Source organism: Bacillus sp. mrc49, assembly GCF_002803435.1.
This window is the reverse complement of sequence record NZ_PHNG01000767.1, coordinates 17572-43000: the sequence shown is the minus strand read 5'-3', so window position 1 is coordinate 43000 and position 25429 is coordinate 17572. Positions and strand designations below refer to the sequence as shown.

Below are 25429 nucleotides of genomic sequence, written 5' to 3'. Positions count from 1 at the left end.
GACCTTCAATCCGATTACCGGAAGAAGGAACATCGACAATAATCCAGCTATAAAGCTGAATAGGAACCCAATGATCACGGCATTCGGTGCGAATGGAAAGATGGTCGGACAATCCAGCGCAGGCTTTGTATTTGGCGCGACTTTATCCGCGATTCCCTTGAAGGCTGGGACGATCTCGGCAATCAGCATCCGTACCCCTGCAAGAATGATGTAGACACCGGCTGCAAATGTGATTGCCTGGATGAAAGAAAATACGATGAAGTTCGAGCCGCCGGATAATTTTGTTTCGATATAATCCTGCCCGGCAAACAATGCGACGATCACGAAGAAAATCGTCATGGTTAGGGAGACAGCGACCGATGTGTCCCTCAAGAATCCTAACGATTTAGGCACCTTGATTTGCTCCGTCGTCTTTTCCTTGTTGCCAAACCATTTTCCGACGGTTGCAGAAACGAAATATCCAATCGTCCCGAAGTGGCCGATGGCAAAATCATCGCTTCCGGTGATTTTCCGCACGTATGGCTGAAGGAGCGCAGGGAACAACACCATGCATGCCCCCAACAGAATGGAACCGACCAAGATGAGCGCAACGCCGTCAAGCCCGCCGACCGATAGGGTGACAGCAAGTAAACAAGCCATGAATAAGGTATGGTGTCCCGTCAAGAATATATATTTAAATGGCGTGAAGCGTGCTAGTAAAACATTGACGACCATCCCAAAAACCATGATCAAGGCAGTCGAAGTCCCAAAATCACTTTGTGCCGCTGCAACAATGGCTTCGTTATTCGGGATGACGCCTTGAACATTAAAGGCATGATCGAACATTTGGCTGAATATATCAAGGGCGCCAATGAGTACGGCCGCACCCGCTCCAATGATGATGAAGCCCATAACGGTTTTTAGCGTTCCAGATACAACATCCGCAGCAGCTTTCCGTTGTAACAGCAAGCCGACTAGCGCAAACAGCCCGACCAGTATCGATGGTGTACCCAAGATGTCATTCATGATAAGCTCCAGCATTGCCTCTCCCCCTCTTCTTTATCTTTTCTTCTTATAGATGTGAAGCTAATTTCGATGTAATTTCAGGAATGCTCATCATGTTTTCCAGGGTGACGATCGTACGCGTCCCATCATCCAGCTGACCGACAATATCCGCGGCACCGAGGAATATATCCGCCTGAACCGTTTTGGCCGATGCCAGATCCGTATGATCCACTTCAGCCGTCTTCCCCATTTCCGTCAACGCCTTTTTCACATTCATCTCCATGATGAAGCTGCTGCCCAATCCGTTCCCGCATACTACCATGATTTTTTTCATATCAATCTCTCCTTTTATCCGATATGGACTTCCAATTTAGATTTGATTTCCGGAATGCTCATCATGTTTTCCAATGTGACGATCGTACGCGTCCCATCATCCAGCTGACCGACAATATCCGCGGCACCGAGGAATATATCCGCCTGAACCGTTTTGGCCGATGCCAGATCCGTATGATCCACCTCCGCCGTCTTCCCCATTTCCGTCAATGCTTTCTTCACATTCATCTCCATGATGAAGCTGCTGCCCAATCCGTTCCCGCATACTACCATGATTTTTTTCATTCCGTTTCCTCCTTTGAATATTTATGAACGTACTCCATAAGGACCTCTTTGTCTGAAGTTCGCAGCAGTTCTTCAATATTGGCTGGTTCATTCAATAATTGAGTGAGCTGGATCAATGCGCGCAAATGGGAATCGTTATCCACCGCAGCCAAAATGATGATCAAGCGTACCGGCTTATCCGGCGCAAAGTCGACGGCTTCATCCAGCTTCAATAAGCTCATCGATAAGGACCGGACTCCCTGCTCCGGCCGTGCATGGGGGATTGCCACCCCGGGAGTGATGACTACATAAGGACCATTCGTTTCTATCGCCTCGATCATGGCATCCACATATCGCTCTTCGACGGTTCCCAGGTCCACGAGAGGCTTAGCCGCTACCTGAATGCCTTCCTTCCAATCGGAAACGTGCGGCTGTAATTGAATGGTTTGCATATTGAGCAGTTCTTCTAACACAGGCTTCTCTGCCTCCTTTAATGAAAATTGAGTAATTTTTGGTGTACGATCATACATCTTCGACTGCAGTGCCTTTTCAAGCTGATCCTGTTCATGGATGGTGGCATACTTGGAGATGAGCTTCAATAATGCTGCAACATCGACACTTTCGGCCGTATATCCGTACAGCTGCTGCATCACCTGCTGGCGCAGTGTATGCTTATCCTGCATTTCCAGTATGGGCGGCACGACGAATAATGTCGCGTTCGTCCGCATATGGACGGTTGAAAAGACAAGGTCATATGAGAGTGTGTAATCGGACGCAGCTCGAACGGACAGAACATCCAGGAACAAAATGTCGGGAAACAGCTCCCTCAATGTATAAATGAGGATATTGCTGATACCGATACCATTCGGACAAACGACTATCGCTCTTTTTCGATCATCCAATGTCGTTCCTTGCCTGCGCAGCCAGCCGCCAAAATAGATCGTGAAGTAGGCCACTTCCTCTTCCGATACCGGACAATCCAGCTCCTTCTCCAGCACCCACATCGACTTCTTTGTCAAATGATGCAGCTCAGGATATACCTTCTGGACCCGGCCGGTCATCGGATTCATTTGCGGGAGACCGTACCGCAGGCGATGATATGCCGGTTTAAAATGAACATATAGTTGTTGGCATAGCTGCTCTTTGTCTTTCAGGTGAACAAAAGCCAACCTTTCAAACTCTTCCACGATTTCCTCCAATAGCTGTTGAATGATCTCATCATCCTTTAGAGGCGAAAGGTCCTTCGTACGATTCATGCTTAATAAATGTAAAGTTGCATACAGGTTTTCCGTTTCACTCCATGCCGATTGAAAGGCATCCGTTTTGGTCATTTCCTCGACCATTTTGTACTCGTCAGTCGTAACAAATGGCTCCCAGCTCGGGTCTGCCAATAACGCTTCCCCTTTTCCAATGAGCTGATCGGTGCATAAAAACAAATAAGTCAGTTCATGGAGCCGTTCATCGGTGAAGGTGATGCCCAATTCACGCTCGATCCTTTCAAGCTGTGAGCGAATCGCAAAGATTCTACTTTCGTATCTCCCCCAGATGCACTCCATGATCGGCTCGCGATTCGGGCTGTTCAGCACATCATGCACCAGATGTTCGATGACATATCGTTTAACCCGGCTTTCTCCCTTCACCACATATCCTTCTTGCTTCGAATACTGGATTTTAAGCGCCTTGTCTCTATGTATTTCCTTTAACCGCTTTAAATCCTTCAACACCGTATTGCGTGATATTCCGGTAAGTGACTGGAAATGGTAGACGGACAGTTCCTCCTCGCTTAACAAAATCAGCAGGTAAAAAACTCTTTCTCTATCCATCTCTGAAAATATATAATTGCGTTTTGTCAGCTTAACATTCAATTCTTCATCCTTGATTGTTCCAGAAAAGGAATAACCCGTTTCACGGCTGAATTGAATCGGCTTATAACCTTGAAATTGCAGCCAATCATTCGCTTTAGTCAGGGCATATTGAATTTGCCTTCTCGTCAAACCGGTTTGTGCTTCAAGCTCTTTCATTTTCGAAATCGGCGAATGCTGCAATAGCCTTAATAAATTGGCGCTTCTTTCATCTAAAAACATGCTCATTCCCTCTCCCTTCCTCTACAATATCCCACTTCTCATTAGAAATGAACGGTTTCTGAGTTCGTTTGTTGTCACATCGACTGCACAATATTATACTCTACATTTTTTTGTGCACAATCCTGCAACCATGCTTAAGGCAACGAAGTCATCCGTTCGAGGGCTGAGTACATCCACTCAAAAATAAAAAAAAGTTTCGGAGTCACCGAAACCTTTTGTCTACTAGACAGTCATACTCTCATACTCCATGTCCAGACGGTTTTTTCATGAATAATGAAAGCACCACATTAACGCCGGCAAGCAGTAAACTGACTTTAAATACAAGTGATGATCCCGTAGCAGCAGCTGCTGGCAGGTCATTTGCGAAATCAGCCAGATAGCTGCTTTGCTTCGCAGAGAAAAGCGATATCATGACTGCAATGCCAATGGCCCCCGATACTTGCTGGGAGGTTTGCGTGATCGCGATACCATCTGGATAGAATTGTCTTGGCAAGGCATTCAATGTATTCGTTTGGACGGAAGCAAGGACCATGCCAATGCCAAGCATCATCACGATATGTGTGACTGCCACGATCCAAAGTGCCGTTTCCGTTCCGTACATGGCATATAGCCCATAGCCGATCGCAACCAATATCGTTCCAGGCATAATGATGGCACGAGGGCCATATTTATCGAATAGCCGCCCGATGATCGGCGCGAATACACAGTTTAACAAACTGCCTGGCAGCATGATCAAGCCAGTGGCGAACGCCGAGACGATTAACGCCATTTGCATATACATCGGCAGCACAACAAGCATCGATAACATGTTGAAGAACGTAATCATGTTCATCACAAGTCCCAGCACGAAGAGTGGATACTTGAATGCCTGTAAATTCAAAAGCGGGTTTTCCATCTTCGTTTGACGGAATGCAAACAAAACGAGTGCGATGATCCCAACGATGATTGTGCCCATGACCGTCGTATTCGCCCAGCCGAGATCGCCGCCTGCGCTTACCCCGTACACAATACCGCCAAAGCCTATCGTCGATAACACAACCGACAAGAAATCAATTGTAACCGTTCGGATTTCATTAACATTCGGAATGAAAATATAGCCAAAAATAAGCGAAAATAATAAAAACGGTAGCGTAAACCAGAATATAAAATGCCACGATAACGTATCCAAAATCATGCCAGCCAAGGTAGGACCGAAGGCTGGACCCGCTAAGATGACCAATCCCATGATCCCCATTGCCCCTCCACGTTTATGCGGCGGGAAAATCGTGAAGATGACATTTTGCGTCAACGGCAAAATGATCGCCAGTCCAGCTGCCTGAATCACACGTGCCGCCAATAGCACACTAAACTCTGGTGCGACAGCCGCGACAATCGTACCGATAATTGAAAAAAATAAAGACGCCATGAACATTTGGCGTGTTGTAAACTTTTGCATTAAAATTCCTGTTACCGGCACTAAAATGCCGAGTGTCAAAAAGTAGCCTGTTGCCAGCCACTGGATGGTCGTCGCACTTACATCAAAAATATCGCTTAATTCACCCAATGCGATGTTCAATGCGGTTTCACTGAATAGCCCGACAAACCCCGCGACTAAAAGAGCCGCCATTATCGGCCCTGTTTTTACCTGTTTATCCACTTGTTAAAAACTCCCTCATTATAGTTGATAGCCATCGCAAAGAGATGTCTCTGAACTCATCTGCAAAAGCTTCTTACATTTGCCGAAAAAAATCGTTGCATGACCTCAGCAACGATTAGTACCCATAGCCGAAAGCACCCTCCCTATTATACCAACCGGTCTATTTGATACTATACCAAAAAAAATTCTCAGGATGTAAGTACTTTTTAACGCTTCTATTCAACGAATTCACATTTTGGACACACTTTTATCAGTTACATGTTCTTTTTACCGGAAGAATAGTGCTCCCTTTCACTGGATTGGAGCTTTACTCGCGAATTTGGCTTTCACACATATTTTGGTGTGATTTCTTGCTCATTCATTGACATTTTGTATACATAAGTATACAGTTAGAAGAAGAAAAAACATGTATACGTTTGTATACAGAAAGAGGATGCTATGAGAGATGAAAAAATGAAGGATCTAAAAAACGATGGACATCACAAAGGAAAAGGACATGGTTCACACCATCGTGGCCCAAAAACGTTTCGCCGCGGACGGGCTCTCGCTTTTCTGGAGATGATGAAGCTTAAACGTTCAACCATTAAGGAACAGTTAGACAAACCAGAGTTTCAATCCATTAATCAAATTTTAGTCGGTGAATTAAAAGCCATCGATATGTTAATCAACGAATTTACACAATTATTTGAAATACAAGAAAGTGAAGAAAAGGAAGCTATCAATCATGATGAGGAAGGAATGGTACAGAATGAAACAAATTAACCACTATATCGATTCAGTGTTTCATACCCAAGATGAGCTTTTGGAAGAAGTCGCGTCTGCGATAAAAGAAAACGGGATGCCTTCCATATCGGTATCTCCTTCATCCGGGAAATTCCTAACCATGCTTGTATCGATTTCAGGTGCGAAACATGTACTGGAAATAGGTGCTCTTGGGGGCTATAGCGGGATTTGCCTGGCCAGGGGCTTCGGCAGTGAAGGGAAATTAACGTCCCTTGAATTAAAGGGAACTTACGCAGCCTTGGCACAAAGCCATCTATCAAAAGCTGGCTTTGGCGATCAAGTAACGTATATGACCGGAGAGGCACTGCAAAGCCTTGAACGACTCGTTCGTGATAACAGGAAATTTGATTTTTTCTTTATAGATGCTGACAAGGACAATTATGAAAATTACCTGCACTATTGCATAGAGCTGGCAGAACCGGGTGCTTTAATCGTCATGGATAATGTCCTTGTCGGAGGCAGTGTCGCAGATCAGGAAGCTGAACCTAAGCATTACACTGAATTCATGAAGAAATTCAATGAATCTGTCGCCAATCATCCTCGCTTGGAGTCATTGCTCATTCCACTTGGTGACGGGCTGGCCATTTCAAAAGTAAAGTAACGCTGCTTCGTTCACGATTATATCGATCAAGCCTCCCGATTTATCGCTCAATCTTACGAAGTGAGGAAGAAAAATAAAAGGAATTTCAATTTTCTTGAATGAAAATGATTTTTATTATCAATAATAAAAAAGAAGAAGGGCAACCAGTTGATGGTTACCCCCCGAGGTTTTAAACTCCTGGATCAAATGTTTTGCAATCCGTTTCTTTACTATTTGATGCATGATTCCCTTTATGACTCACTACATAAATAGCTTCAGCATTACATTTGTTTCCAGAATGCCAATGTACACAATTATTTACCTCACATAGAACATCTTTAGCCATCGTATTACACCTCCTCATTTGTTATCATTAACAAATTTGGGGGTATTGATACTTTCCTTTTTTAGGTTCCTCCATTTTAGGTGATACAACTCTTGTACTGAGGATTATTGCGATTTATCGATCAAACTAGATTTTATATCAATCAAGTGTATGATTTTTATTTTAGGCTGATTGTTTCAGTAGTTCGGCTTGCGGGATTTTCCAGAGCTCGCGCCACTTTTTCAAGGCCGAGATGAGAATGACCAAGCCAAGGCATAGCATGATAATCGACAATGCTCCATTCAGGATGCTGAAGCCTGCAGCGTCCGGGTTCAAGTATACGTTTTTCACCATCCAGTATCCTGCTACATTAACCGTTACATATAGGTAAGCGAGGGGCACGAGGCATGTCCACATATACCAGCGCTTGTCGGCGATTTTCAAGACGACGGTCGCCCCGATGATGAGGCCGATCGAGGCCATGAGCTGGTTGGATACGCCAAATAGTGCCCAGATCGAGCCGATGTCCCCGGAATAGAGCAGATAGCCCCAGATGAAGCAGGCTAACGCACTGGCGAAGATGTTGCCGGGCAGCCAATCGACTCGCTTCAATGGTTTATAGAACTCGCCGAAGAAGTCCTGGATCAAGTAACGGGCCACACGCGTCCCGGAGTCGATTGCGGTTAATATGAACACCGCCTCGAACATGATGACGAATTGGAAGAAAAATGACGCCAATTTATCAAAGAAGGGAATTTCCGTAAAGATATAAGTCATCCCGACAGCAAGGGTTACGGCCCCGCCTGTCCGTCCTTCAAGGTTAATGCCAATTTCTTCGCTTAGCTCATTAAGGTGCACTTTTTCCATTCCTAATGTTTGAAAGACCTCAGGTGAAGAGTTAATCGCAAAATAATCACCTGGCTGCAGGGAGACTGCCGCAATCAATGCCATGATGGCCACGACACATTCCACAAGCATCGCCCCGAAACCGACGGATTTGATATCACTCCAGCGGTTCAGCATTTTTGGCGTTGTGCCGGAGCCGACGAATGCATGAAATCCTGAAATCGCCCCACAGGCAATCGTGATTGAAATGAATGGCCACACAGGACCGGCGACAATCGGGCCTCCGCCATTGACGAATTCGGTGAATGCTGGAAATTGGATCTCTGGATTCACCACGAACACGCCGATGATCAATGCGGCAAATACACCAATTTTCATGAAGGTGCTTAAGTAATCACGCGGTGCAAGCAGCAGCCACACCGGCAATGCCGCTGCAAAGAAAGCATAAATCGGCAAAATGAGGGCCAGCGTGCTTGCTTCGAGTGTCAATAGTTCACCAAGGGCCGTTCCTTGAATGTTCGGACCAAGCAAGATCCCAGCCATGATGAGGGCGAAGCCGACGATGGTCGCGCCTTTTAGATTGCCTGTTTTTTTATGGTACAGGCCTACTCCCATGGCGATGGGAATCGTGATTCCGACGGCAAACGTCCCCCAGGGGTTATTTTCCAATGCATGCAGGACGACCATAGAAAGTCCTGCCATCGTAATGGTAATGATAAAAAGCATCGCAAGTCCTGTACAGAAGCCTGCGACCGGTCCAAGTTCTTCCTTGGCAACTTCCGATAGCGATTTTCCGTCTTTACGCATCGATGCGAACAGCACGACGGCATCATGGACGGCTCCGCCGATGACAGCCCCGATCAATAGCCATAGCAAACTTGGCAAATAGCCAAATTGTGCCGCAAGAATCGGACCGACGAGCGGGCCTGCCGCTGCGATGGCGGCAAAGTGGTGTCCGAATGCCACCCATTTATTTGTTGGAACATAATCTTTTCCATCTTCCAATGCATGAGCCGGTGTCGGCTTGGAATCATCCAGTTTTAAAACTTTCCTTGCTATGAATGTCCCGTATAAACGGTAGGCGATCATTAAAATACAAATCGAGCCAATGACGATTGAAACCGCATTCATTTTGGAACCCCCCTCTATTTCTTACATCGTAGACTGATGATATCATGATGTAAGCGGATGCAAAGGGTTTTCAAGCTACAATGCAGATAATGAGGGCTGGATTGCAATATAAAGAAGCTAAAATGCAGAATTATGAAAATTTTAGAAACCAATAAGCTGCTTTAGCTCCTTTACATATGTGCGGCTCACGGGTATGTTCGATCCGTCGCTCATGATGAGATTATACGTCGAATTGAACCAGGGCTGTATTTCGGCTATATGGGTGACATTGACGATAAACCCGCGATGCACCCGTAAAAAGGAGCGTTGATCAAGCTTCCTTTCAAACACGATGAGCGGGTCGCCCATTTTATATTCATTTTCTTCCGTTTTGATGATCGTCTTTCCATCGATGAGCCCGATGAATAATATCGAATCCCGGTCGATCAAAACGATCCGGTCATCGATTTCAACAGCCAGTTTCCCTGTCTGCTCCACCGCGCTGCGAAGCGGGGGATTCGACCTGATTTCACCCTCCCCTGCTTTAAGCACTTTGACGAGCTTGTCCAAGGTTTGGCGTATCCGCTTTTCATCAAAGGGCTTCAATAGATAATCAAATGCATACGATTCAAACGCCTGAAGGGCAAACTCGTCATAGGCCGTGGCAAAAATGAGGGTCGGGGCCGGCTCAAGCCCCGCCAATTGTTTCGCCAATTGCAACCCTGTGCCATCTGCCAGCTCAATATCCAAAAAGACAAGATCTGGCTTCAAGCGGGGAATATTCCTCATGGCATCTGCTATCCCTTCAGCCTCACCGATGACTTCTACGTGCCTGCTTCTCTTTAAAAGATATTTCAATTCATCCCTTGCCAGTGGTTCATCTTCTACGATAAATGCTTTCATCATCGTTGACATATGCTCCTTTTTTGTTTAGTGGTATTGATATTTTCACTTGTGTACCAACATTCGTTTCACTTTCTACCGAGAGGCTGGCCTGGCCCTTATAGATGCCCTCCAGCCGTTCACTGATATTATGAAGGGCCGTTCCTGTACCTTTCGGCGATTTGACAGTACGCTTCCCCAATTCAGCTAATTTCTCGCTTGGGATCCCTTTTCCGTTATCCTTCACGGTTATGCACATCGCCGCCTCTTGAAAAGATACATCGATGAGGATTTCACCTTTGTTTCTCATTTGCGAAAAGGCATGGTGGATGGCATTTTCAACGAGCGGCTGCAGCGTGAACGGAGGCAGTGGAACCTCCTTAAGACTTGGTTCTATGTTATGAACGATTTCATATTTATCCGGAAAGCGGGCCTGCTCCAGCGATAAGTATGCATGGACATGCTCCAATTCCTTTTCAAGCGGCACCAATATTTGCCTTGCGCCTTGCAGGTTGCTGCGAAAGAAAGCACTAAGCTCCAATAATAGGCTTCTTGCCTTCTCCACATCCGTCCGGCATAAAACGGAAATCGTATTGATTGCGTTGAACAGAAAATGCGGATGGACTTGTGCCTGCAAGGCCTTGATTTCTGCATCTTTCAATAACTCCGTCTGCATTTCCGCTTTAGCGAGCTCCAGCTGGGTGGAAAAAAGCTTTGCCAGCCCTTCAGCCAGCTCCTGTTCCACTTGGCTTAATTTATCGGGATGCTTGAAGTACATCTTCAACGTCCCGACCGTTTTCCGTTGGACCTGAAGGGGCAGCACGACCGCTGCTTGCAATGGACATTGATCTTGAAAGCAATAAATATCCTTTCTTGTTTTCGCGACGATGATCTTACCCTGCTCAAGAGCCTTTTTCGTTAAGCCCGTGGCGATTCCTTCCTTCGGGACATGATGATCGGAAGCTGCCCCCACATGAGCAAGTACGCTATTCCGATTGGTTATGGCCACGGCATCCGCTTCTGTCAGCCCAAGGATGATCTCGGCAATTTTCTTACAGGAGCTTTGATTCAAGCCCTGGCGGAAATAAGGCAATGTCTGATCCGCAATCAGGAACGCCAAATTCGTCTGCACCGCCCGCGTCCGGGCCTCATCCCTCGTAATCGATTGAATGATGAGCATGAACAGTAACGTGCCAAAGCCATTGATGAATATCATCGGAAGTCCGATTACCTGAACGAGCTCCCAGGCCCGTTCAAATGGCTTGGCCGTTGCCAGGATGATGACCATTTGGATCGCTTCCAGTGCCATGCAAATCGGGAGGGCAAACCAAGGGGTGATCCTTCCATGCTTTTGACGCCTTTTCCCTAAATACCCGGATAAGACTCCGGCCAAAATTGCCGCCACGGCACAAGCCCCTGCTGTAAATCCCCCGAGCGAATAACGATGAATCCCTGCAATCAAACCGACCCCCAAACCAACGAATGGCCCCCCAAGCAAGCCGCCGATGGCCACACCCATGATCCTGGTGTTGGCAATCGCGTTATCTGGCGCGATTTCGGTATGCCAATCACCGACGGGCATGGCATGATTTCCGATTTCAATCCCGGTATAATTACTAATGATGCCGAATGTTCCAAAAAGGATGATGAGCATGATTTTCTTTGACATTCGATGTTCATGGCCGATCATTTGCCGAAATGGCTTCATATAAGAAAGCAGGAACGCAGCAATCACGATGATTCCCACTTTTTCAAACAGCGACGGTAATAAATGAACCAACTCATCCACCCTTTTCTGGCTTTTTCATTCATCTTACAACAGCTTTGAAATCTTTGTCGAATTTTGTTTTTTCATTTCAGCCCGCCACATCATTGGCGCGGGTATACCGTTTCTGAATCTGAATAAGTCATTTTTGAAACCAAGCTAATTAAAGAAAATACTTATAATGGGAACTTAGGAGGAATTATGATTAGTAGAGACAGAATTTTTTATACTTTAGGGGCATTATCATTAATTGGTGCAGCATTGTTCCCGATTGGATATATAACATCTTTCAATATATTTATCTCTTTGTTTATTATAGGTATATTACTTATCTTAATAGCTCAAAAAAGAAAAATGGATTATTCATTACCGTTTGGAAGTTTTTGGTTACAGCAAGAGCGATTGGAAAATCCTAACGGAACATAGCAAAGTGTTTTTCTTCACCTGGTTTTTTATAGATATTTTACTCGGATTAATCTCGGTGCTTACTCCTATTCATACCTATATATCAAGGTCATAATGCATTAAACAATCCTTCTCATCCATACGTTTTCGCCACCCTACTATATCACTCACGTTCATGTTAATTGAATTGGGCAAAATCTCTTAAACTTCGCCGTCCCTCCTTCATGATATAAGCTATTCAGCCAAACAAGCAACCAGCAAAGCTAAGTTAACGGGAAAAACCGGGGCAGGAATTTGCCCCGGTTGCTTCGTACTTAAATGATTTCGCTTTTTTTCTCAAGGTCAATTAATCCATGATTCTCTTCGATTTCGTTTTGGTCTGTAACATCATATTTTGCCGGAGATTTGGCGATTTTGTAGAGGGCAATCAATACACCGAGCTCTAATATTAGCGCTGGTACCCCGCCAAGATTGGAGAGCATTTTAATTCCGTCAATTTGTGCAAAACTGATCATCACCCAGGAAACAAAGCTTACGGTTATTCCCCAGGTGGCTTTAATTAAAATTCCTGGTTCGGGACTTTTTGGAGAGATGCCAGTCGAGCTGATGCCACCCATCGCTGCCGTATTTGCATCCGCTCCCGAAACAAAGGAAAGGAAAACGATGAATAAATAAAAAGGAATGACGACCTGAGCGAAAGGCAGCGCCTCGAATACGGCATATAAAACGGATTCAGGACCACTGTCATTCAAAACTTTTGCGAGTGCCCCTCCTTCCATTTGCATCTTAATCGATGTACCACTGAAGATCGTCATCCAGATGCCGCCGAAGATCGCCGGCAAAATAAAGTTGACGAAGATCACTGTTTTTACCGTATATCCATAAGCGATTCTCCCAAGAAATAAAGCGGTAATCGCTGCCCATGAAAACCAGTTAGCCCAATAAAACGTTGTCCACCATTGAGGCCATTGATCTCCAGCGGCAGCTCCTGTAAATAAACTCTTCTCAAAAAAGTGACTGATATAATAGCCGAGTGATTCCGTACCTAAATTCAACATATAAGAAGTCGGTCCTGCAATAAGCAGGAATAAGGCGACGGCATAGAAAGCTTTTACGTTGATATTGGACAAAATCCGGATTCCCTTCGTCAATCCACTTGATGCGGAAACAATGAAAATGGCTGTTCCGACAAGAGTGATGATTCCCCAAACAACAGGCGTGCTTTGTATTCCAGTCAAGCTTTTGATTCCGCCAGCAAGGCTCATCGTGCTCGTCCCCATTGAAGCAGCCATTCCCAAAGCCAATGTATATAAGCAGACGGCATCAATCACTTGCCCGCCTTTCCCTTCCAATTTCTTGCCGAGGATAGGCGATAATGTAGATGATAAGCTGTATGGCTTACGCATATTATAATAAGTAAAAGCAAAAACAATAATAGGTACACAATAAATGGCATAAGGTGTAATGGTCCAATGAAGGTACATCGTTGACATCGCAAAGATGGCCGCAGCCGGACTATTGGGGTCAATCCCCAAAGATTCAGGCGGTGCTGATACATGATATACAGGCTCAACGATTCCCCAGAATGTTAAACCAGAGGCAATGGTTGTCGTTAATGTGATGGCAAACCAGTTTTTGAAACTCAAGATGGGTTTTGCTTTAGCACCACCAATTTTCACTTTCCCTAGTGGAGAAAAGTACGTGGCGATACACGCTATCACCATTAGTAATCCACTTACACTGAACACGCCTCCCAAGTTTACAATCACCCAATCGTTGGCATCGGTCGTTATCTTTATAAAAGCCTCTTTGTTGGTAAAGCTAAGGATGACGGCACCCAATAATAATAAAAACGGTGGCCAAAACACTAAGTGTCGGATATTTTTCATGATTCCCCTCCTAATCCCACTGTAGAGAAAACGGTTAAGACACTTTCAACTACCCGTGTTTCTATAATTATTCATTTTTCCTTTTTAAGCATTAACCGGTGCAGGTGTTAAGATCTTGCTGGCAAACCGTACTAACTCTTCCCTGGTCGCGACGCGGCAATTATTTAAGCGCATTGGCGCATTTTCTTCCGATAATGCGATTTCCACCAGTCGATCCACGTCAGCAAGGCTTAAACCATCCTCTTGAAGCGAGGTTTTCAAGCCGCTTGTTTCTACTAATCTGTTAAACTCGCTTGCCCCCGCAAGAGCAAGTCCTTCTTCTGTCAATCCTTCCTCTTTTACACCAAGAGCACGCGCTACTTCGGCATGGATTTGCGTCGCTTCTTCGGCATTCCAAGCATATGTAGCAGCTAATGCAATCGAGACGGCACGTCCATGATGGATCCTTCCCAGTGTTCCAAGCGCATGACCGAGGCAATGGGCAATTCCGGTGCCTCCTTGCTCGATGGCCATTCCTGCAAGTGTGGCTGCTAGTGCAAGATTTCCTCGCGCCTCTAAGTTTGCAGGGTTTTGCAGTGCGGTTTCAAAATGCTTCGCAATCAACCGAATCGATTGCAGGCTCAATGCTTCTATAAATGGATTCGATTTTTTTCCGGCGCACGCTTCAATTGAATGAACGAGGGCATCCAAGGTTGTAGCCGCTGTTAAAAAGTCAGGCAAGGCCACCGTGAATTTCGGTTCTAAAATGGCAAGATCAGGTGCCATATCCGCATCCCATCCCCAAACCTTTCTTTTTTCATCGGTAGAGAAGACAACCGTGCTCGTTACCTCCGCTCCTGTTCCCGATGTAGTGGGAATCATGATCGATTTAATGGTCTTTGGTGCAAACGGGCGTGCCATTAACGCATAATGTACTGCCGGATGTTCTGCACCTGCAACAAGAGCTGCCATTTTTGCTACATCCATCGCTGAACCACCGCCCAACCCGATTACACATTTAGCATCGAACTGGCGAATGATTTCTGCCGCTTCATCAATGGAGGCTGCCGTTGGATCACTTTGCACATTGCTAAAGACGAAGGCTTCTACACCATCCATTTCGAGAGCCTTCAAGATAATATCGGAAAGACCGACCTTCATGACACCTGGATCTGTAATCAGTACCACTTTATTCTGACCGCTTATTCCCTTAACATCCGTTCCGATTTGCAAAGAGCGGTCAATTCCGAAGGCAATTTGTGTTTTAGGCATGAAATCAAAAGAATTACTCAATTTATATCCTCCTACTTTCATCTTTGATGGATCCATCTGATCACTTTGCGTTATCAATTAAAACGTAAGATAAACCGTTTTGATTTGTAAAAATTCTTCAAATCCATGTTTTCCATCGTCACCGCCGATACCTGATTGCTTCCATCCTGCATGATACCCTTGGTAAGCTTCACCTTGTTGACGATTTACATAGACTTCGCCACATTCCAGCTTCGTTGTCAGCTCCATCACATATCGGTAGTTGTTTGAGTACACATTTGCCGTTAAGCCATACTGGGAGTCGTTAGCCATTTCAATGACTTCTTCCAACGAATCAAATGTAATGATCGGCAGCACAGGGCCAAAAATTTCATCATGAACGATTTTCATTTTTTGCGTACATTGATCTAAAAGCGTTGGAGGATAAAAACTATCCGTCATTCCTTCGACCAAGCTGCCACCGCATAAAATTTTGGCTCCTTCATCAACGGCTCCAAGCACCATGCTGTGTACACGTGAAACATCCTGAGCGCTTATCAAACAGCCCATTTCTACATCTGGATCGATCAGCCCATCACCCATCCGAACGGATTGAAAAGCTTCGACCAGTTTTTTCGTGAACGTCTCTTTAATGTCACGATGAACATAAACACGCTCCGTGTTATTACAAACTTGCCCAGAGTTGGCTAGCCTTCCGCCCTTTATGGCTTGGACAGCTAGATCAATATCTGCATCCTCCATTACAATGGCAGGCGCTTTGCCCCCAAGCTCCAGCGACGTACGAACCATTTGACGTGATGCTTTTTCCATGATTTTTTTACCGACTTTCGTGCTTCCGGTGAAGGTCACCATATTGATTTGATCTGAAGAACTTAATGTTTCACCTACAACATCATCAGTCCCTGTCACGATATTGATCACCCCTTGTGGGAAGCCGGCTTGATGAATGCATCGTGCAAGTTCCAAGGCAGATAGTGGTGACTTCACGCTTGGTTTGACGACAACCGTATTCCCGCTAATAAGTGCTGGAATGATTTTTCTCATCAATACGTAAATAGGGAAATTCCAAGGAACGATCACTAAAACAACTCCTAGCGGTTCCTTATAGGAAATGATTTTTTCATTGGGATTATCGCTATCCACTACATCCCCCTCGATGCGCCGGGCCCACTGTGCCTGGTATTCACCCAAATCCGCCGCATAAAAGACTTCCGACTTCGCAGCGGCCAGCGGTTTTCCCATCTCTTCGGTAATGGCTGTGGCAATAGCTGTCAATGATTCTTCTTTTCGCATTTCGTTTAATAAATTCATGACGGTTTCTGCTCTTTTGTATGAGGGCACCATTCTCCAAGAAGCGAAAGCCTGTTTCGCCGCGTGAACGGCTCGTTCGGCTTCTTGCTTTGTACAAGATGACACTTGAGCAACTACTTGTCCTGTTGCTGGGTACGTGACATCCATATAGTTTTCACTATCGGTAAATTTTCCATTTATATATGCTTCGTATCGTTTCACGTGTATGATTCACCCTTCTCTAGTAGTTTCATAGTTAGAAAGCGAATTTGAGTGTTAACTGGTGACGGTTTGGCTTTCTCCTACATAAAAATGATTCACTTCATATTTTTTCAATGCTTCTTCGTCCAATTCAATTCCTAAACCTGGTTTCTCAGGTGCGACTAAATATCCTTCCCCGTCTATCATCAAGCGATCCTTTTGAATGAAATCACGGCGGTCATTCGACCAAGCTGGCGGATCATATGGAAACTCCAAATATGGACAATGGCTAATGGCCGCAGCGAGATGCAGGTTAGCTAGAAGACCGACACCATTTGTCCACGTATGGGGACTGAACCAGCCACCGCTTGCTTGTATGAGTTCAGCGATCTTTTTCGTTCGGGTAATTCCTCCCGATAGCGCCACATCCGGTTGATACACATCAAGTGATTGATGCTTATTCATTTCTCGAAAATCATGCCAATTCCGATTCATTTCCCCGCCTGCAATCCGAATACCGACACTGTCACGCAATTTTGCCATTAATTCAAATTGGTGTGCTGGAAGCGGTTCCTCTAACCAGAAGACTTGTAACTGTTCAAGCTCTTTTGCGACTTGATAAGCCATTTTCAAATCCCAAGTGCGTTCTACATCCCAAGGCATTTTCCAGCCTTGATTGGCATCTACCATAATTTCCAGCTTGTCCCCAACTGCTTTTCGTACAGCTTCCACGACTTTAATATCATCTTTAACATCTTTATGATGAAAGCGAATTTTCATCGCTTTGAAACCTTGCTCCACGAAAGAAACGGCACGTTCTGCACGCTCCTTCGGGGTGACCATTTCACCTGTCGAAGCATAAGCGAGCAATTTATTCGAACGACCGCCAAGCAATTTATAAACGGGCTGTCCGCTCGCTTTTCCAATCAAATCCCAAAGTGCTAAATCCAGAGGCCAGCACCGGCCATAATGAAAGTCAATATTCTCGATGATTTGTGAATGGCGCTCCATTGCAAAAGGATCTTGACCGATGAATAAATGCTCATGACCTTCAAACCCCATCATGAGATCTCCAGAGCCGACGCCGGTAATGCCCTCATCCGTATGAACGTACACCACGGTCGATGCGAATTTCCTTCTCGGTTCCGGATCCCATGCCGCCTTGAATGGCGGATCCAATGGCAATAAATAGTGCTTGATTTCAATGCCGGTAATTTTCATGTTTTTGCCTCCAATACCCTTCTATTTTTCTTCTTCTTAAAACTTTTGCAAGTTCCATGCCAACATGATGAAGCTTGTCCTATCGGCATTTTCGTTTGAATTGTAGGAATATTCTACAATTTCACTGTAGAAAAATCCTACAGTGTAGACGTTATCTACAAAAAAAATAAGCCTCGCATTGAAGGCTTATTGTCGGATCAATTCATTTGCAGCCAGGAAATCATAGGCCACCTTCGATACATCCTGGTGAAGGGTATCGACTTTATAGATTAATTGGTGCATCTTTTCGTTTGTTAATTTAGCCGAAAGGCTGTTTAATTTTTTACCAGCGATCGGATATTGCTTCATTGTTTTCGTTAACAGAACTGGCGCGGCATGATAAGGCGGAAACACGATCTTATCTTCTTGTAATGTAACCAAGCCATATTCCTCGATACGGCTGTCGGATTCCATCCCAACAGCGACATCCACCCTTCCTTCTTTTACAGCCAATGGGAGGATCTTCGAATCAAGGGCAATGACGTTCTCCTTTCCCATGTCTATATGATAGGCCTCGTTTAGTCGCTTAAACCCGTCCTCCCTAAACAAAAACTCTTCGTTTGTTGCAATTTTCATTTTCTTATCTTCTTTTTGTAAAAAATTCACCAAATCGCTAATGGTATGAACATGATTTTTCTCCACGAATGTCCGTGTTACGATAAGTCCCCACCTGCTATTGAAATCACTGCGATTCAACCATGTGATTCCCTTCCTTTCATCTTCGTCTTTCACGAGTTGATACAGCTGATTGCCATCATAAATGGGTGATTTTTTATGATAGTACATTCTCGCTGTATTCGTGTATTCCCAATACATATCAATGAACCCCGCCTCAAGGGCTTGCCTGATGGAGGGGCTATCCAGAAAGCGAATTTCTTTTACTATGAATCCTTCCTTTTTTAATAACAAGGCAGTCATTTTCATTAGTAAATATTGTTCGGTCAACGATTTGGATCCGATCTGGATAACCTTCTTTCCGACCGTTCCTTCATTTTTTTGCTTGTTTTCATGTTCTGCGGAGTCTATCGGCGAAGAGTTGGTGCAGGACGATAAAAATAGGCAGCCTAACAACATTACGAGAACCCTGCACGCTTTCCGACGAAGACTGTTCAAGAATATCCCCTCCCTCTACGTTAGATCATGGTTTCATACCCATTTTTTTCATTTTATATATAAGCGTATGGCGAGCAATTCCTAGTTTTTCTGCAGCCTTCGTTTGATTATCGTTTGTTTCCGTCAGTGCTTTTTTAATCATTTGTTCCTCTACCTCCTCCAATGCTTGTGAAAGATTATCGCTTGCCGTCCACTGCTTATTGTCAAAAGGCACGTTACCATCTTCTGAGCTTAATCGCTCATCAGTACTTGTTTCCTCCAAATCCGCTAATTCAATCGTTCCTTTTCGCTTAAGAATATGCAGCCTTTCTACCGTGTTTAACAACTCCCGAATGTTTCCCGGCCATTTATGCGCTGACAGTCGTTGCACCACCTTAGGGTTAATCTTCAGTTCCTTCTTGTATTTATCATTTAGTTTTTCCATGTGATGCCAAACAAGCGGGCTGATATCTTCTTTGCGATGCCTTAATGGGGGAATTTCGATTTCCATTAAATTGAGACGGTAATATAAATCTTCTCTGAATTGCTGTTCCTCGACCAATTTTTTCAAGCTTTTATTGGTAGCGGCAATGATTCTTACATCCAATGAATGATACTCATTACTCCCTATCTGCATGATTTTCTTTTCTTCGATAACATGCAATAATTTCACTTGCATGCTTAACGACAATTCGCCGATTTCATCCAAAAAAACCGTTCCCCCGTCACCCGCCAGGAACTTCCCTTTTTGGGAGGATGTCGCGCCAGTAAAGGAGCCTTTTCGGAAGCCGAACAATTCACTTTCTAATAACGTTTCGGGAATTGCCGCACAGTTTATCGCCACAAAAGGCTTGTGTTTACGGACACTGTTTTCGTGAATCCACTTTGCCAAGGCCGTTTTTCCAACACCGCTCTCCCCAAGTATCAGCATGCTTGCCTCTGTGTCCTTCACTCGTCGTACCAGTTCAAGCACTTTATTCATCTTCTCGCTTTCTGACACAAGCCCAGGATTGCCCGAGAGACCTTCATCTTCCGCTCGTGGTTGCTGACATACCTTTACGACAATGTTTTTTAGTTCCTCAAGCTCAATCGGCTTGTTTAAATAATCTGCAGCGCCAATTTTCATCGCCATTACAGCGCTTTCAACATTCGCATAGGAAGTCAGCATAACAACCGGAATGTCCCCTTCTTTTTTTACCGCTTTCAAGACCTCGATTCCTGTCATATCAGGAAGCATATAATCCAAAATGACGGCATCGATAGGCGTTTCACAAATGGCTTTTAATGCAGCCTGCCCATTCAGTGCAATGACCGTATTGATCCCAGCCTTTTTTAACTTCCGAGCAATCAATTTACATAGTTGCTCTTCATCATCCACGATTAATACATTCCAAGTCACAGTCATTTCCTCCGTTCTCATGGATCATCATCTAGTAAACACGCAAGTGGTGATGGTACCCTTTCCTAATTCACTGACCAACTCCAGTTTGCCGTCATGCTCGGCCAAAATATCACGGGCAATCGTAAGCCCCAGTCCGGATCCGCTTTCCTTTGTGGAAAAGAAAGGATTGAAAAGCCATTGTAAATCTTGTTCACTGATCCCCGTTCCAGTATCCTCGATAATGACAAACACATTAGCATTTTCTTCCCTTATTGTGATGATGATCGACCCGCCATCCGGCATGGCTTCAATCGCATTCAGAATTAAATTCAAGAATACTTGTATGAATTGATCATACGCTCCTTTTATCGAAGGGTCATGCTCATAATGTCTAATAATTTGAACTTTCGTTTCATTTAACTTCACTCTCAACAAATGGATGATTTCTTCCAATATACTTTGGAGTGGGAGATACTCCCTTTGTTTCTTGTTTACCTTTGCAAAGTTAAGAAAATTGTCGACAATATCTTTCATTCTATTAATAACTACATAGATGTCGGCTGATAGTTCCTTTATATCCTCTGAACATTCACTTTCTTCCGCTTCCTCCAATAACATTTCGGCCGATCCGTATAATATGGCAAGTGGATTCTTGATTTCATGAGCAAGCCCTGCCGTAATTTGGCCGATCAATGCCAGTTTGTCACTTTGCTTCAATCTGGCTTCCAGAAGTTTCATTTGTGATATATCCTGGAGGACGGCGATAATACCAATCGTATGCAAATCTTCATTGTAAAACCTCGAAGTGGTAATTTTAATTCTTCTTTTATTGCCGTTTGCGTCAATCATATCGCTTTCCTTTTCTTCACCCTGAATACCGGAGTGAAGCGTTTGCAATAACACCCATTCCCCGTTTTCGGACTTAATCGGCAAGTCCCTTATATGATTTCCGATCATGTCCTGCCTTCCATAGTGGACCATTTTTTCAAATTGCTGATTAACATAAGTGATGAAGCTCTCTTGATTGATGGTGATGATGCCATAAGGAATTCCCTCAAGTACGTCGTATAAATAACGCTCTTTTTCCTCCAGCAGCTTTTGCTTTTCATAATTGCTATTCCCCATGTTTATGATCGTATCGGTCAACAGCCCAAGCTCATCCGGCCGTGCCTTCTTCTTCTCGTTAAAAGGGATATATGTCCGAAGCGGATGATACGTTCGGGCATATTCGGTCAACCGGATGATTGGATACAGAATACTTCTCATACCCAACCAAGTGAAAAATAAGCATAAAACCAAAATCGCTGAAAAGCTTATCCTCAATGCCAATGAAAGCTTGTGAATAGGTTCAAATGCAATTTGTTCCTGCACGCCATAAACGAGGTCCCAGCCATCTTGCATCGCTTGATAGGCGGCCACACTTCGTTCTCCTTCCCAATCGATCACCATGGACTCCGAAAAACCGCCTAACTCCTGCAAAGACGAAGTTTGACCGATTTGCTGCCCTGCAGTCGATGCAATGACAGTTCCTGAGCTGTCGGTTATATAGCTAAAATGCCCCCTGCTCACACTCACACTTTTCAATACTTCCGACAAGTAATCCTTACTGACTTCCGCTACGAGTGCACCCTGGAATTTTTTGTTTCCCGAAAAAACCGGCACGGAGATTGTCACAACATCATCGCCCGAGTAGTTTTGAACATTATCCGAAACAGCATAGTTATGACTCCAGCGGACTTGTTCAAAATTTGGATAATCATAGTAAAGCAGTGTAGGGTTTTGAACGAAAGGAGCCTCGAATCTTATCTTTTTGCTATGGTCTAAAAAGTAGATGGAATGGATAATGGAGCTTTGCGAAATGGCCTGCTTCGATTGAGTATACATGCGAACATAATCAAGCTTTGCATCGGTATCTTTTCCAGCAATCAACTGGAGCTGCAAAACGACATCCGTCATCTCCGTATTCAGTCTTTTGACGATCATATCCGTATTCGACCGATTTTGCGCCACGATATCTCTCTTTATTATTTGCTCTGCATATCCGATGATAAGATTGTAAATCAACAGAATCGGAATAATCAAAACCAACAGAAAGATATTCAAGTATTTCCTCGTGATGCTTTGGTTGATATATTGAAATAGATTTTTTATGATTTTCATCGAAGACACCCTATTACCTGCAATTTTATAGATAATAGAATTATAGCAGATAAAATCGAATAATTTGAATTACCATTTTATTCAGTTAACTACTGTCGAACACTGCTTGTTTGCCTGGGAAAATAGTCCGAAGACATCACAAAGGGCATGGGTCGATAAAGAACCCATGCCCTAACGTTGTTTATTCGTTTAGCTTCTTCCGCATATCCGCCGCGACATTCCTTAATGCTTTCTTCGATCCCCGCTTTAGGTCATGATCCAATTTCCTTTCTTCGTAGCTGACGAATAGGGCGTTCAGATCATAGCCTTCCGGATATAAGTCGACGGCTTTTATTTCAAGCTCCAGCTTATTTGCATGAACTTCCTTGAATTCATCTTCGAAAAGGACGATGACATGATTGAATGAATCCTTCTTTTTATAGACGATCGCATATCCGTCAAGTCCGCTTACCTTTACCTTGTCACCGACGTCTAATTGGGGCAAGGCTTTTTTTGATGGAGTCTCGGCTTTCGCTTTTTTGATTTTTCCTTCCTGGACACGTTCCAAGTTATAGTCTTTATTGTCAATATAGTGTTTTGCCTTTTGCAAAACCTTTTGACGTATATCCATTTTTTTCGCGATCCACAGGGCATTGCTTTCTCCGGATTGGCCGATCAGCAGCTTATACTTCGGCTCCAATGTTTCACTGTTAAACTGCATCGCCGCATTCATGAAATCGCTGTGAATTTCGGAATAGCGCTTGATTTCCCCATAATGGGTCGTGGCAACGGTGATGCATCCCTTTTGATAAAATTCCTCCAGTATCGCAATCGCCAAAGCCGCGCCTTCATTCGGTTCCGTTCCGCTCCCGATTTCATCGAAAAGCAGCAGCGAGTTATTGGACACAGCAAGCATGATTTCCGAAATGTTTTTCATATGCGACGAAAACGTACTCAGCGCATTTTCCATGCTTTGGTTATCACCAATATCGACGAATACGTGATCGAAGACAGCCAGCTCCGTTCCCTCTTTTCCGGCAATATGAAGCCCGGACATCGCAGCCAGCGTAAGGATGCCGATCGTCTTCAGGACGACCGTTTTCCCGCCGGCATTAGGTCCTGTGATGATCAAGCTGCGATAATCCTGGCCGATTTCGAAATCCAATGGCACACTCTCGGCGGGCAAAAGCGGATGCTTACAGCCTGTTAGCCGGATATACCCATGACCATTGATTTTCGGTTCGATCCCGTCCATGCTTTTACTGAACTTGGCTTTTGCGAAGATCATATCATACTGGCTGATGAGCTCGATATTGATTTTGATCGGTTTCAATTGCTCGAAAACCGTGCCGGATAATGTAGCCAATAGCTGATACTCCTCCATCGCTTCCTCCGCTTTGAAGCTGGCCAATTCTGCATTCAACTTCGTCACGGTGGCTGGCTCGATGAACACGGTGGCCCCTTTGGCCGAAACCTCCACGATCGTTCCGGCCACCTGGTTTTTATAAGAGGCTTTGATCGGGATGGTGTAGCGATCATCTTTTTTGCTGATGAAGAATTCCTGAATGAACTCTTTATTGGCCCCGCTCTTCAAGAACTTATTCAGCCGCTCCTCTATTTTGCTTTCCATTTTGCTGATTTGATTCCGAATCCGCTTCAAATCCCTGCTGGCTTCCGAAGCAACCGCATTCCCTTTTATCGTGAATTGGATCTCTTCCTCGATGCTCCTTAATTCGGTCATCGAATGCGCGTACGAATGCAGGGTTGGGGCAAAGAACGCTTTATCGGTCATAAACGTCTTGATATTCCGGCAGCCTCTCAAAAAGTCGGCTATCGCCACAAGTTCACTCGGCTCCAGGATCATTCCCTTTTCCAGTTTGTCGATATGAAGACCAACATGGGAAATGCCTTTTAAAGGAATATGGCTTTCCGCGTTCAATAAGTTCCTCGCTTCCGTCGTCTCGTTCAAACGGTTCTTAACAACCTTCAACACGCCGCTTGGCTGAAGCCGATCCAACAATTCCTTCCCTAAGCCGCTTACACAATGGTTTTTCACCATTTCTTTTAGTTGGATATATTGTAATTTTTCATAAGTCATCGTATTCATAGCCTGATCCTCCTTGAATGAGTGTGATTTTCTCCTTAAATCCAAAAAATGCCCGCAAAAGTCCCCCCTACCTTTACAAATGAACAAGCCATTTGAGTAGAAAGCTCCTGCGGGCACGGCCTCATCAATGATAAGAACCTAAAATCGATAACAAAATAGGCAGGTCAAATAAACCTGATAGACAACAAAAAAGCATGATAGGACAAATCCCACCATGCAATTTCGCCGTAACACCTACATGTTACGCGAATTATGGAAAAGGAAGCAGTCTTAAGGTAGGCATTCACAAATGCATAATTGCACCGTGAAAAAAGGCATACTTAATCCACTGACTTATCAGTGATTAAAAAACCTTATTCAACTGAATTAGTTGATACCTACTCCCGACATAAAACACCACACCTTTTCTAAGAATTGGAACTAACATACCATATTAGTAAGAAAGAGTCAAACTATTCTCGAATGGACTTTTGAAGGTATAATTTCATGGTTCTTTACGTTGCGCCCAATGGGGAGACTGCACAATTGTGTTTGGGCGTTTTGTAGTCTCGATAGCCCGCTTTTATTTATCAAGCACTTAAATAGCTCGCCAGTCAGGCAGGCCAGGGTCCGAATTGGCGAGTAAACGCACGTTTTTCGCGAGTAAGGCTCCCGAATTCACGAGCAAAGCACAAATCTTTTTTTATGAATGATGACGACAAAATGGATCCGGGTCCTCAACTTCTGTTTTCAATGTCTGAATATTTACTTTAAAATCGGGGTATGTTATCCTTATATTGTCATAAACTAAAAACAGCCCCATGCGCTAACATGAGGCTGACA

The 25429-nt window shown here is 44.4% G+C and carries 20 protein-coding genes; 3 read left to right on the top strand and 17 right to left on the bottom strand.

Going from position 1 to position 25429, the window contains the following annotated elements:
* From CVN76_RS23640 to CVN76_RS23620, 5 genes are all read right to left on the bottom strand, one after another.
* Nucleotides 1-1020, bottom strand: a 1020-nt coding sequence (locus CVN76_RS23640; protein WP_100533269.1) for a PTS ascorbate transporter subunit IIC, incomplete at its 3' end; no start/stop codon positions are given.
* 31 nt (nt 1021-1051) lie between these two features.
* Complete coding sequence (locus tag CVN76_RS23635) at nt 1052-1318, bottom strand: PTS sugar transporter subunit IIB (protein WP_048883161.1); 267 nt, start codon at nt 1316-1318, stop codon at nt 1052-1054.
* A gap of 14 nt (nt 1319-1332) precedes the next feature.
* On the bottom strand, nt 1333-1602 hold the full coding sequence (locus CVN76_RS23630) for a PTS sugar transporter subunit IIB (RefSeq protein WP_061140836.1): 270 nt from the start codon (nt 1600-1602) through the stop codon (nt 1333-1335).
* On the bottom strand, nt 1599-3671 hold the full coding sequence (locus tag CVN76_RS23625) for a BglG family transcription antiterminator (RefSeq protein WP_232732442.1): 2073 nt from the start codon (nt 3669-3671) through the stop codon (nt 1599-1601). The genes CVN76_RS23630 and CVN76_RS23625 overlap by 4 nt, the downstream gene beginning before the upstream one ends.
* Before the next feature lie 232 nt (nt 3672-3903).
* Nucleotides 3904-5301 (bottom strand): DHA2 family efflux MFS transporter permease subunit, encoded by a 1398-nt coding sequence (locus CVN76_RS23620; RefSeq protein ID WP_100533268.1) that lies wholly within the window; start codon nt 5299-5301, stop codon nt 3904-3906.
* A 438-nt stretch (nt 5302-5739) separates the two neighbouring features.
* Between CVN76_RS23620 and CVN76_RS23615 the strand changes: the two genes are divergently transcribed.
* Nucleotides 5740-6063 carry a hypothetical protein gene (locus CVN76_RS23615; RefSeq protein ID WP_100533267.1) on the top strand — a complete coding sequence of 108 codons (324 nt, stop codon included), beginning with the start codon at nt 5740-5742 and terminating at the stop codon, nt 6061-6063.
* Nucleotides 6050-6685 (top strand): O-methyltransferase, encoded by a 636-nt coding sequence (locus tag CVN76_RS23610; protein ID WP_100533266.1) that lies wholly within the window; start codon nt 6050-6052, stop codon nt 6683-6685. Before CVN76_RS23615 ends, CVN76_RS23610 begins: the two co-directional genes overlap by 14 nt.
* Nucleotides 6686-6854: 169 nt before the next feature.
* Here the strand turns inward: CVN76_RS23610 and CVN76_RS23605 are convergent, their stop codons facing one another.
* The 4 genes from CVN76_RS23605 to CVN76_RS23590 all read right to left on the bottom strand — a co-directional run bounded on the left by CVN76_RS23605 (nt 6855) and on the right by CVN76_RS23590 (nt 11607).
* Nucleotides 6855-7010: a DUF1540 domain-containing protein gene (locus tag CVN76_RS23605; protein ID WP_064505156.1), complete on the bottom strand. Its 156-nt coding sequence runs from the start codon at nt 7008-7010 to the stop codon at nt 6855-6857.
* Nucleotides 7011-7172: 162 nt separating this feature from the next.
* Nucleotides 7173-8966 (bottom strand): carbon starvation protein CstA, encoded by a 1794-nt coding sequence (cstA, locus tag CVN76_RS23600; protein WP_100533265.1) that lies wholly within the window; start codon nt 8964-8966, stop codon nt 7173-7175.
* A 141-nt stretch (nt 8967-9107) separates the two neighbouring features.
* The gene (locus tag CVN76_RS23595; RefSeq protein WP_100533264.1) at nt 9108-9851 is read right to left on the bottom strand and encodes a LytR/AlgR family response regulator transcription factor; all 744 of its coding nucleotides are present in this window, start codon (nt 9849-9851) and stop codon (nt 9108-9110) included.
* Nucleotides 9823-11607 (bottom strand): sensor histidine kinase, encoded by a 1785-nt coding sequence (locus CVN76_RS23590; protein WP_100533263.1) that lies wholly within the window; start codon nt 11605-11607, stop codon nt 9823-9825. The genes CVN76_RS23595 and CVN76_RS23590 overlap by 29 nt, the downstream gene beginning before the upstream one ends.
* Nucleotides 11608-11793: 186 nt before the next feature.
* On the opposite strand from CVN76_RS23590, the gene CVN76_RS23585 reads away from it, so the two are divergent.
* On the top strand, nt 11794-12018 hold the full coding sequence (locus tag CVN76_RS23585) for a hypothetical protein (RefSeq protein ID WP_100533262.1): 225 nt from the start codon (nt 11794-11796) through the stop codon (nt 12016-12018).
* Nucleotides 12019-12311: 293 nt separating this feature from the next.
* On the opposite strand, the gene CVN76_RS23580 is transcribed toward CVN76_RS23585, so the two are convergent.
* The 8 genes from CVN76_RS23580 to CVN76_RS23545 all read right to left on the bottom strand — a co-directional run bounded on the left by CVN76_RS23580 (nt 12312) and on the right by CVN76_RS23545 (nt 24607).
* Nucleotides 12312-13886 carry a BCCT family transporter gene (locus CVN76_RS23580; protein WP_100533261.1) on the bottom strand — a complete coding sequence of 525 codons (1575 nt, stop codon included), beginning with the start codon at nt 13884-13886 and terminating at the stop codon, nt 12312-12314.
* 84 nt (nt 13887-13970) lie between these two features.
* A complete protein-coding gene (locus CVN76_RS23575) occupies nt 13971-15158 on the bottom strand; it encodes an iron-containing alcohol dehydrogenase (protein ID WP_157805774.1) in 1188 nt (395 codons plus the stop codon).
* A gap of 57 nt (nt 15159-15215) precedes the next feature.
* Nucleotides 15216-16649, bottom strand: coding sequence for an aldehyde dehydrogenase (aldA, locus tag CVN76_RS23570; RefSeq protein ID WP_232732441.1), 1434 nt, complete (start codon nt 16647-16649; stop codon nt 15216-15218).
* A gap of 54 nt (nt 16650-16703) precedes the next feature.
* Nucleotides 16704-17849: a mandelate racemase/muconate lactonizing enzyme family protein gene (locus CVN76_RS23565; protein WP_100533258.1), complete on the bottom strand. Its 1146-nt coding sequence runs from the start codon at nt 17847-17849 to the stop codon at nt 16704-16706.
* 186 nt (nt 17850-18035) lie between these two features.
* On the bottom strand, nt 18036-19001 hold the full coding sequence (locus CVN76_RS23560; protein ID WP_157805773.1) for an ABC transporter substrate-binding protein: 966 nt from the start codon (nt 18999-19001) through the stop codon (nt 18036-18038).
* A gap of 25 nt (nt 19002-19026) precedes the next feature.
* Nucleotides 19027-20379: a sigma-54-dependent transcriptional regulator gene (locus CVN76_RS23555; protein WP_198512630.1), complete on the bottom strand. Its 1353-nt coding sequence runs from the start codon at nt 20377-20379 to the stop codon at nt 19027-19029.
* A gap of 27 nt (nt 20380-20406) precedes the next feature.
* A complete protein-coding gene (locus tag CVN76_RS23550; protein WP_100533255.1) occupies nt 20407-22521 on the bottom strand; it encodes a sensor histidine kinase in 2115 nt (704 codons plus the stop codon).
* A 181-nt stretch (nt 22522-22702) separates the two neighbouring features.
* On the bottom strand, nt 22703-24607 hold the full coding sequence (locus tag CVN76_RS23545; RefSeq protein WP_100533254.1) for an endonuclease MutS2: 1905 nt from the start codon (nt 24605-24607) through the stop codon (nt 22703-22705).
* Nucleotides 24608-25429: the final 822 nt, after the last annotated feature.

Excerpts from the sequence above, each read along its gene's own strand:
- CVN76_RS23595 (WP_100533264.1), bottom strand. The coding sequence starts at position 9,851 with ATGATGAAAGCATTTATCGTAGAAGATGAACCACTGGCAAGGGATGAA.
- cstA (WP_100533265.1), bottom strand. The coding sequence starts at position 8,966 with ATGAATGCGGTTTCAATCGTCATTGGCTCGATTTGTATTTTAATGATC.
- CVN76_RS23615 (WP_100533267.1), top strand. The coding sequence starts at position 5,740 with ATGAGAGATGAAAAAATGAAGGATCTAAAAAACGATGGACATCACAAA.
- CVN76_RS23635 (WP_048883161.1), bottom strand. The coding sequence starts at position 1,318 with ATGAAAAAAATCATGGTAGTATGCGGGAACGGATTGGGCAGCAGCTTC.
- CVN76_RS23625 (WP_232732442.1), bottom strand. The coding sequence starts at position 3,671 with ATGAGCATGTTTTTAGATGAAAGAAGCGCCAATTTATTAAGGCTATTG.
- CVN76_RS23605 (WP_064505156.1), bottom strand. The coding sequence starts at position 7,010 with ATGGCTAAAGATGTTCTATGTGAGGTAAATAATTGTGTACATTGGCAT.
- CVN76_RS23630 (WP_061140836.1), bottom strand. The coding sequence starts at position 1,602 with ATGAAAAAAATCATGGTAGTATGCGGGAACGGATTGGGCAGCAGCTTC.
- CVN76_RS23585 (WP_100533262.1), top strand. The coding sequence starts at position 11,794 with ATGATTAGTAGAGACAGAATTTTTTATACTTTAGGGGCATTATCATTA.
- CVN76_RS23610 (WP_100533266.1), top strand. The coding sequence starts at position 6,050 with ATGAAACAAATTAACCACTATATCGATTCAGTGTTTCATACCCAAGAT.
- CVN76_RS23565 (WP_100533258.1), bottom strand. The coding sequence starts at position 17,849 with ATGAAAATTACCGGCATTGAAATCAAGCACTATTTATTGCCATTGGAT.
- CVN76_RS23545 (WP_100533254.1), bottom strand. The coding sequence starts at position 24,607 with ATGAATACGATGACTTATGAAAAATTACAATATATCCAACTAAAAGAA.
- CVN76_RS23550 (WP_100533255.1), bottom strand. The coding sequence starts at position 22,521 with ATGAAAATCATAAAAAATCTATTTCAATATATCAACCAAAGCATCACG.
- CVN76_RS23580 (WP_100533261.1), bottom strand. The coding sequence starts at position 13,886 with ATGAAAAATATCCGACACTTAGTGTTTTGGCCACCGTTTTTATTATTA.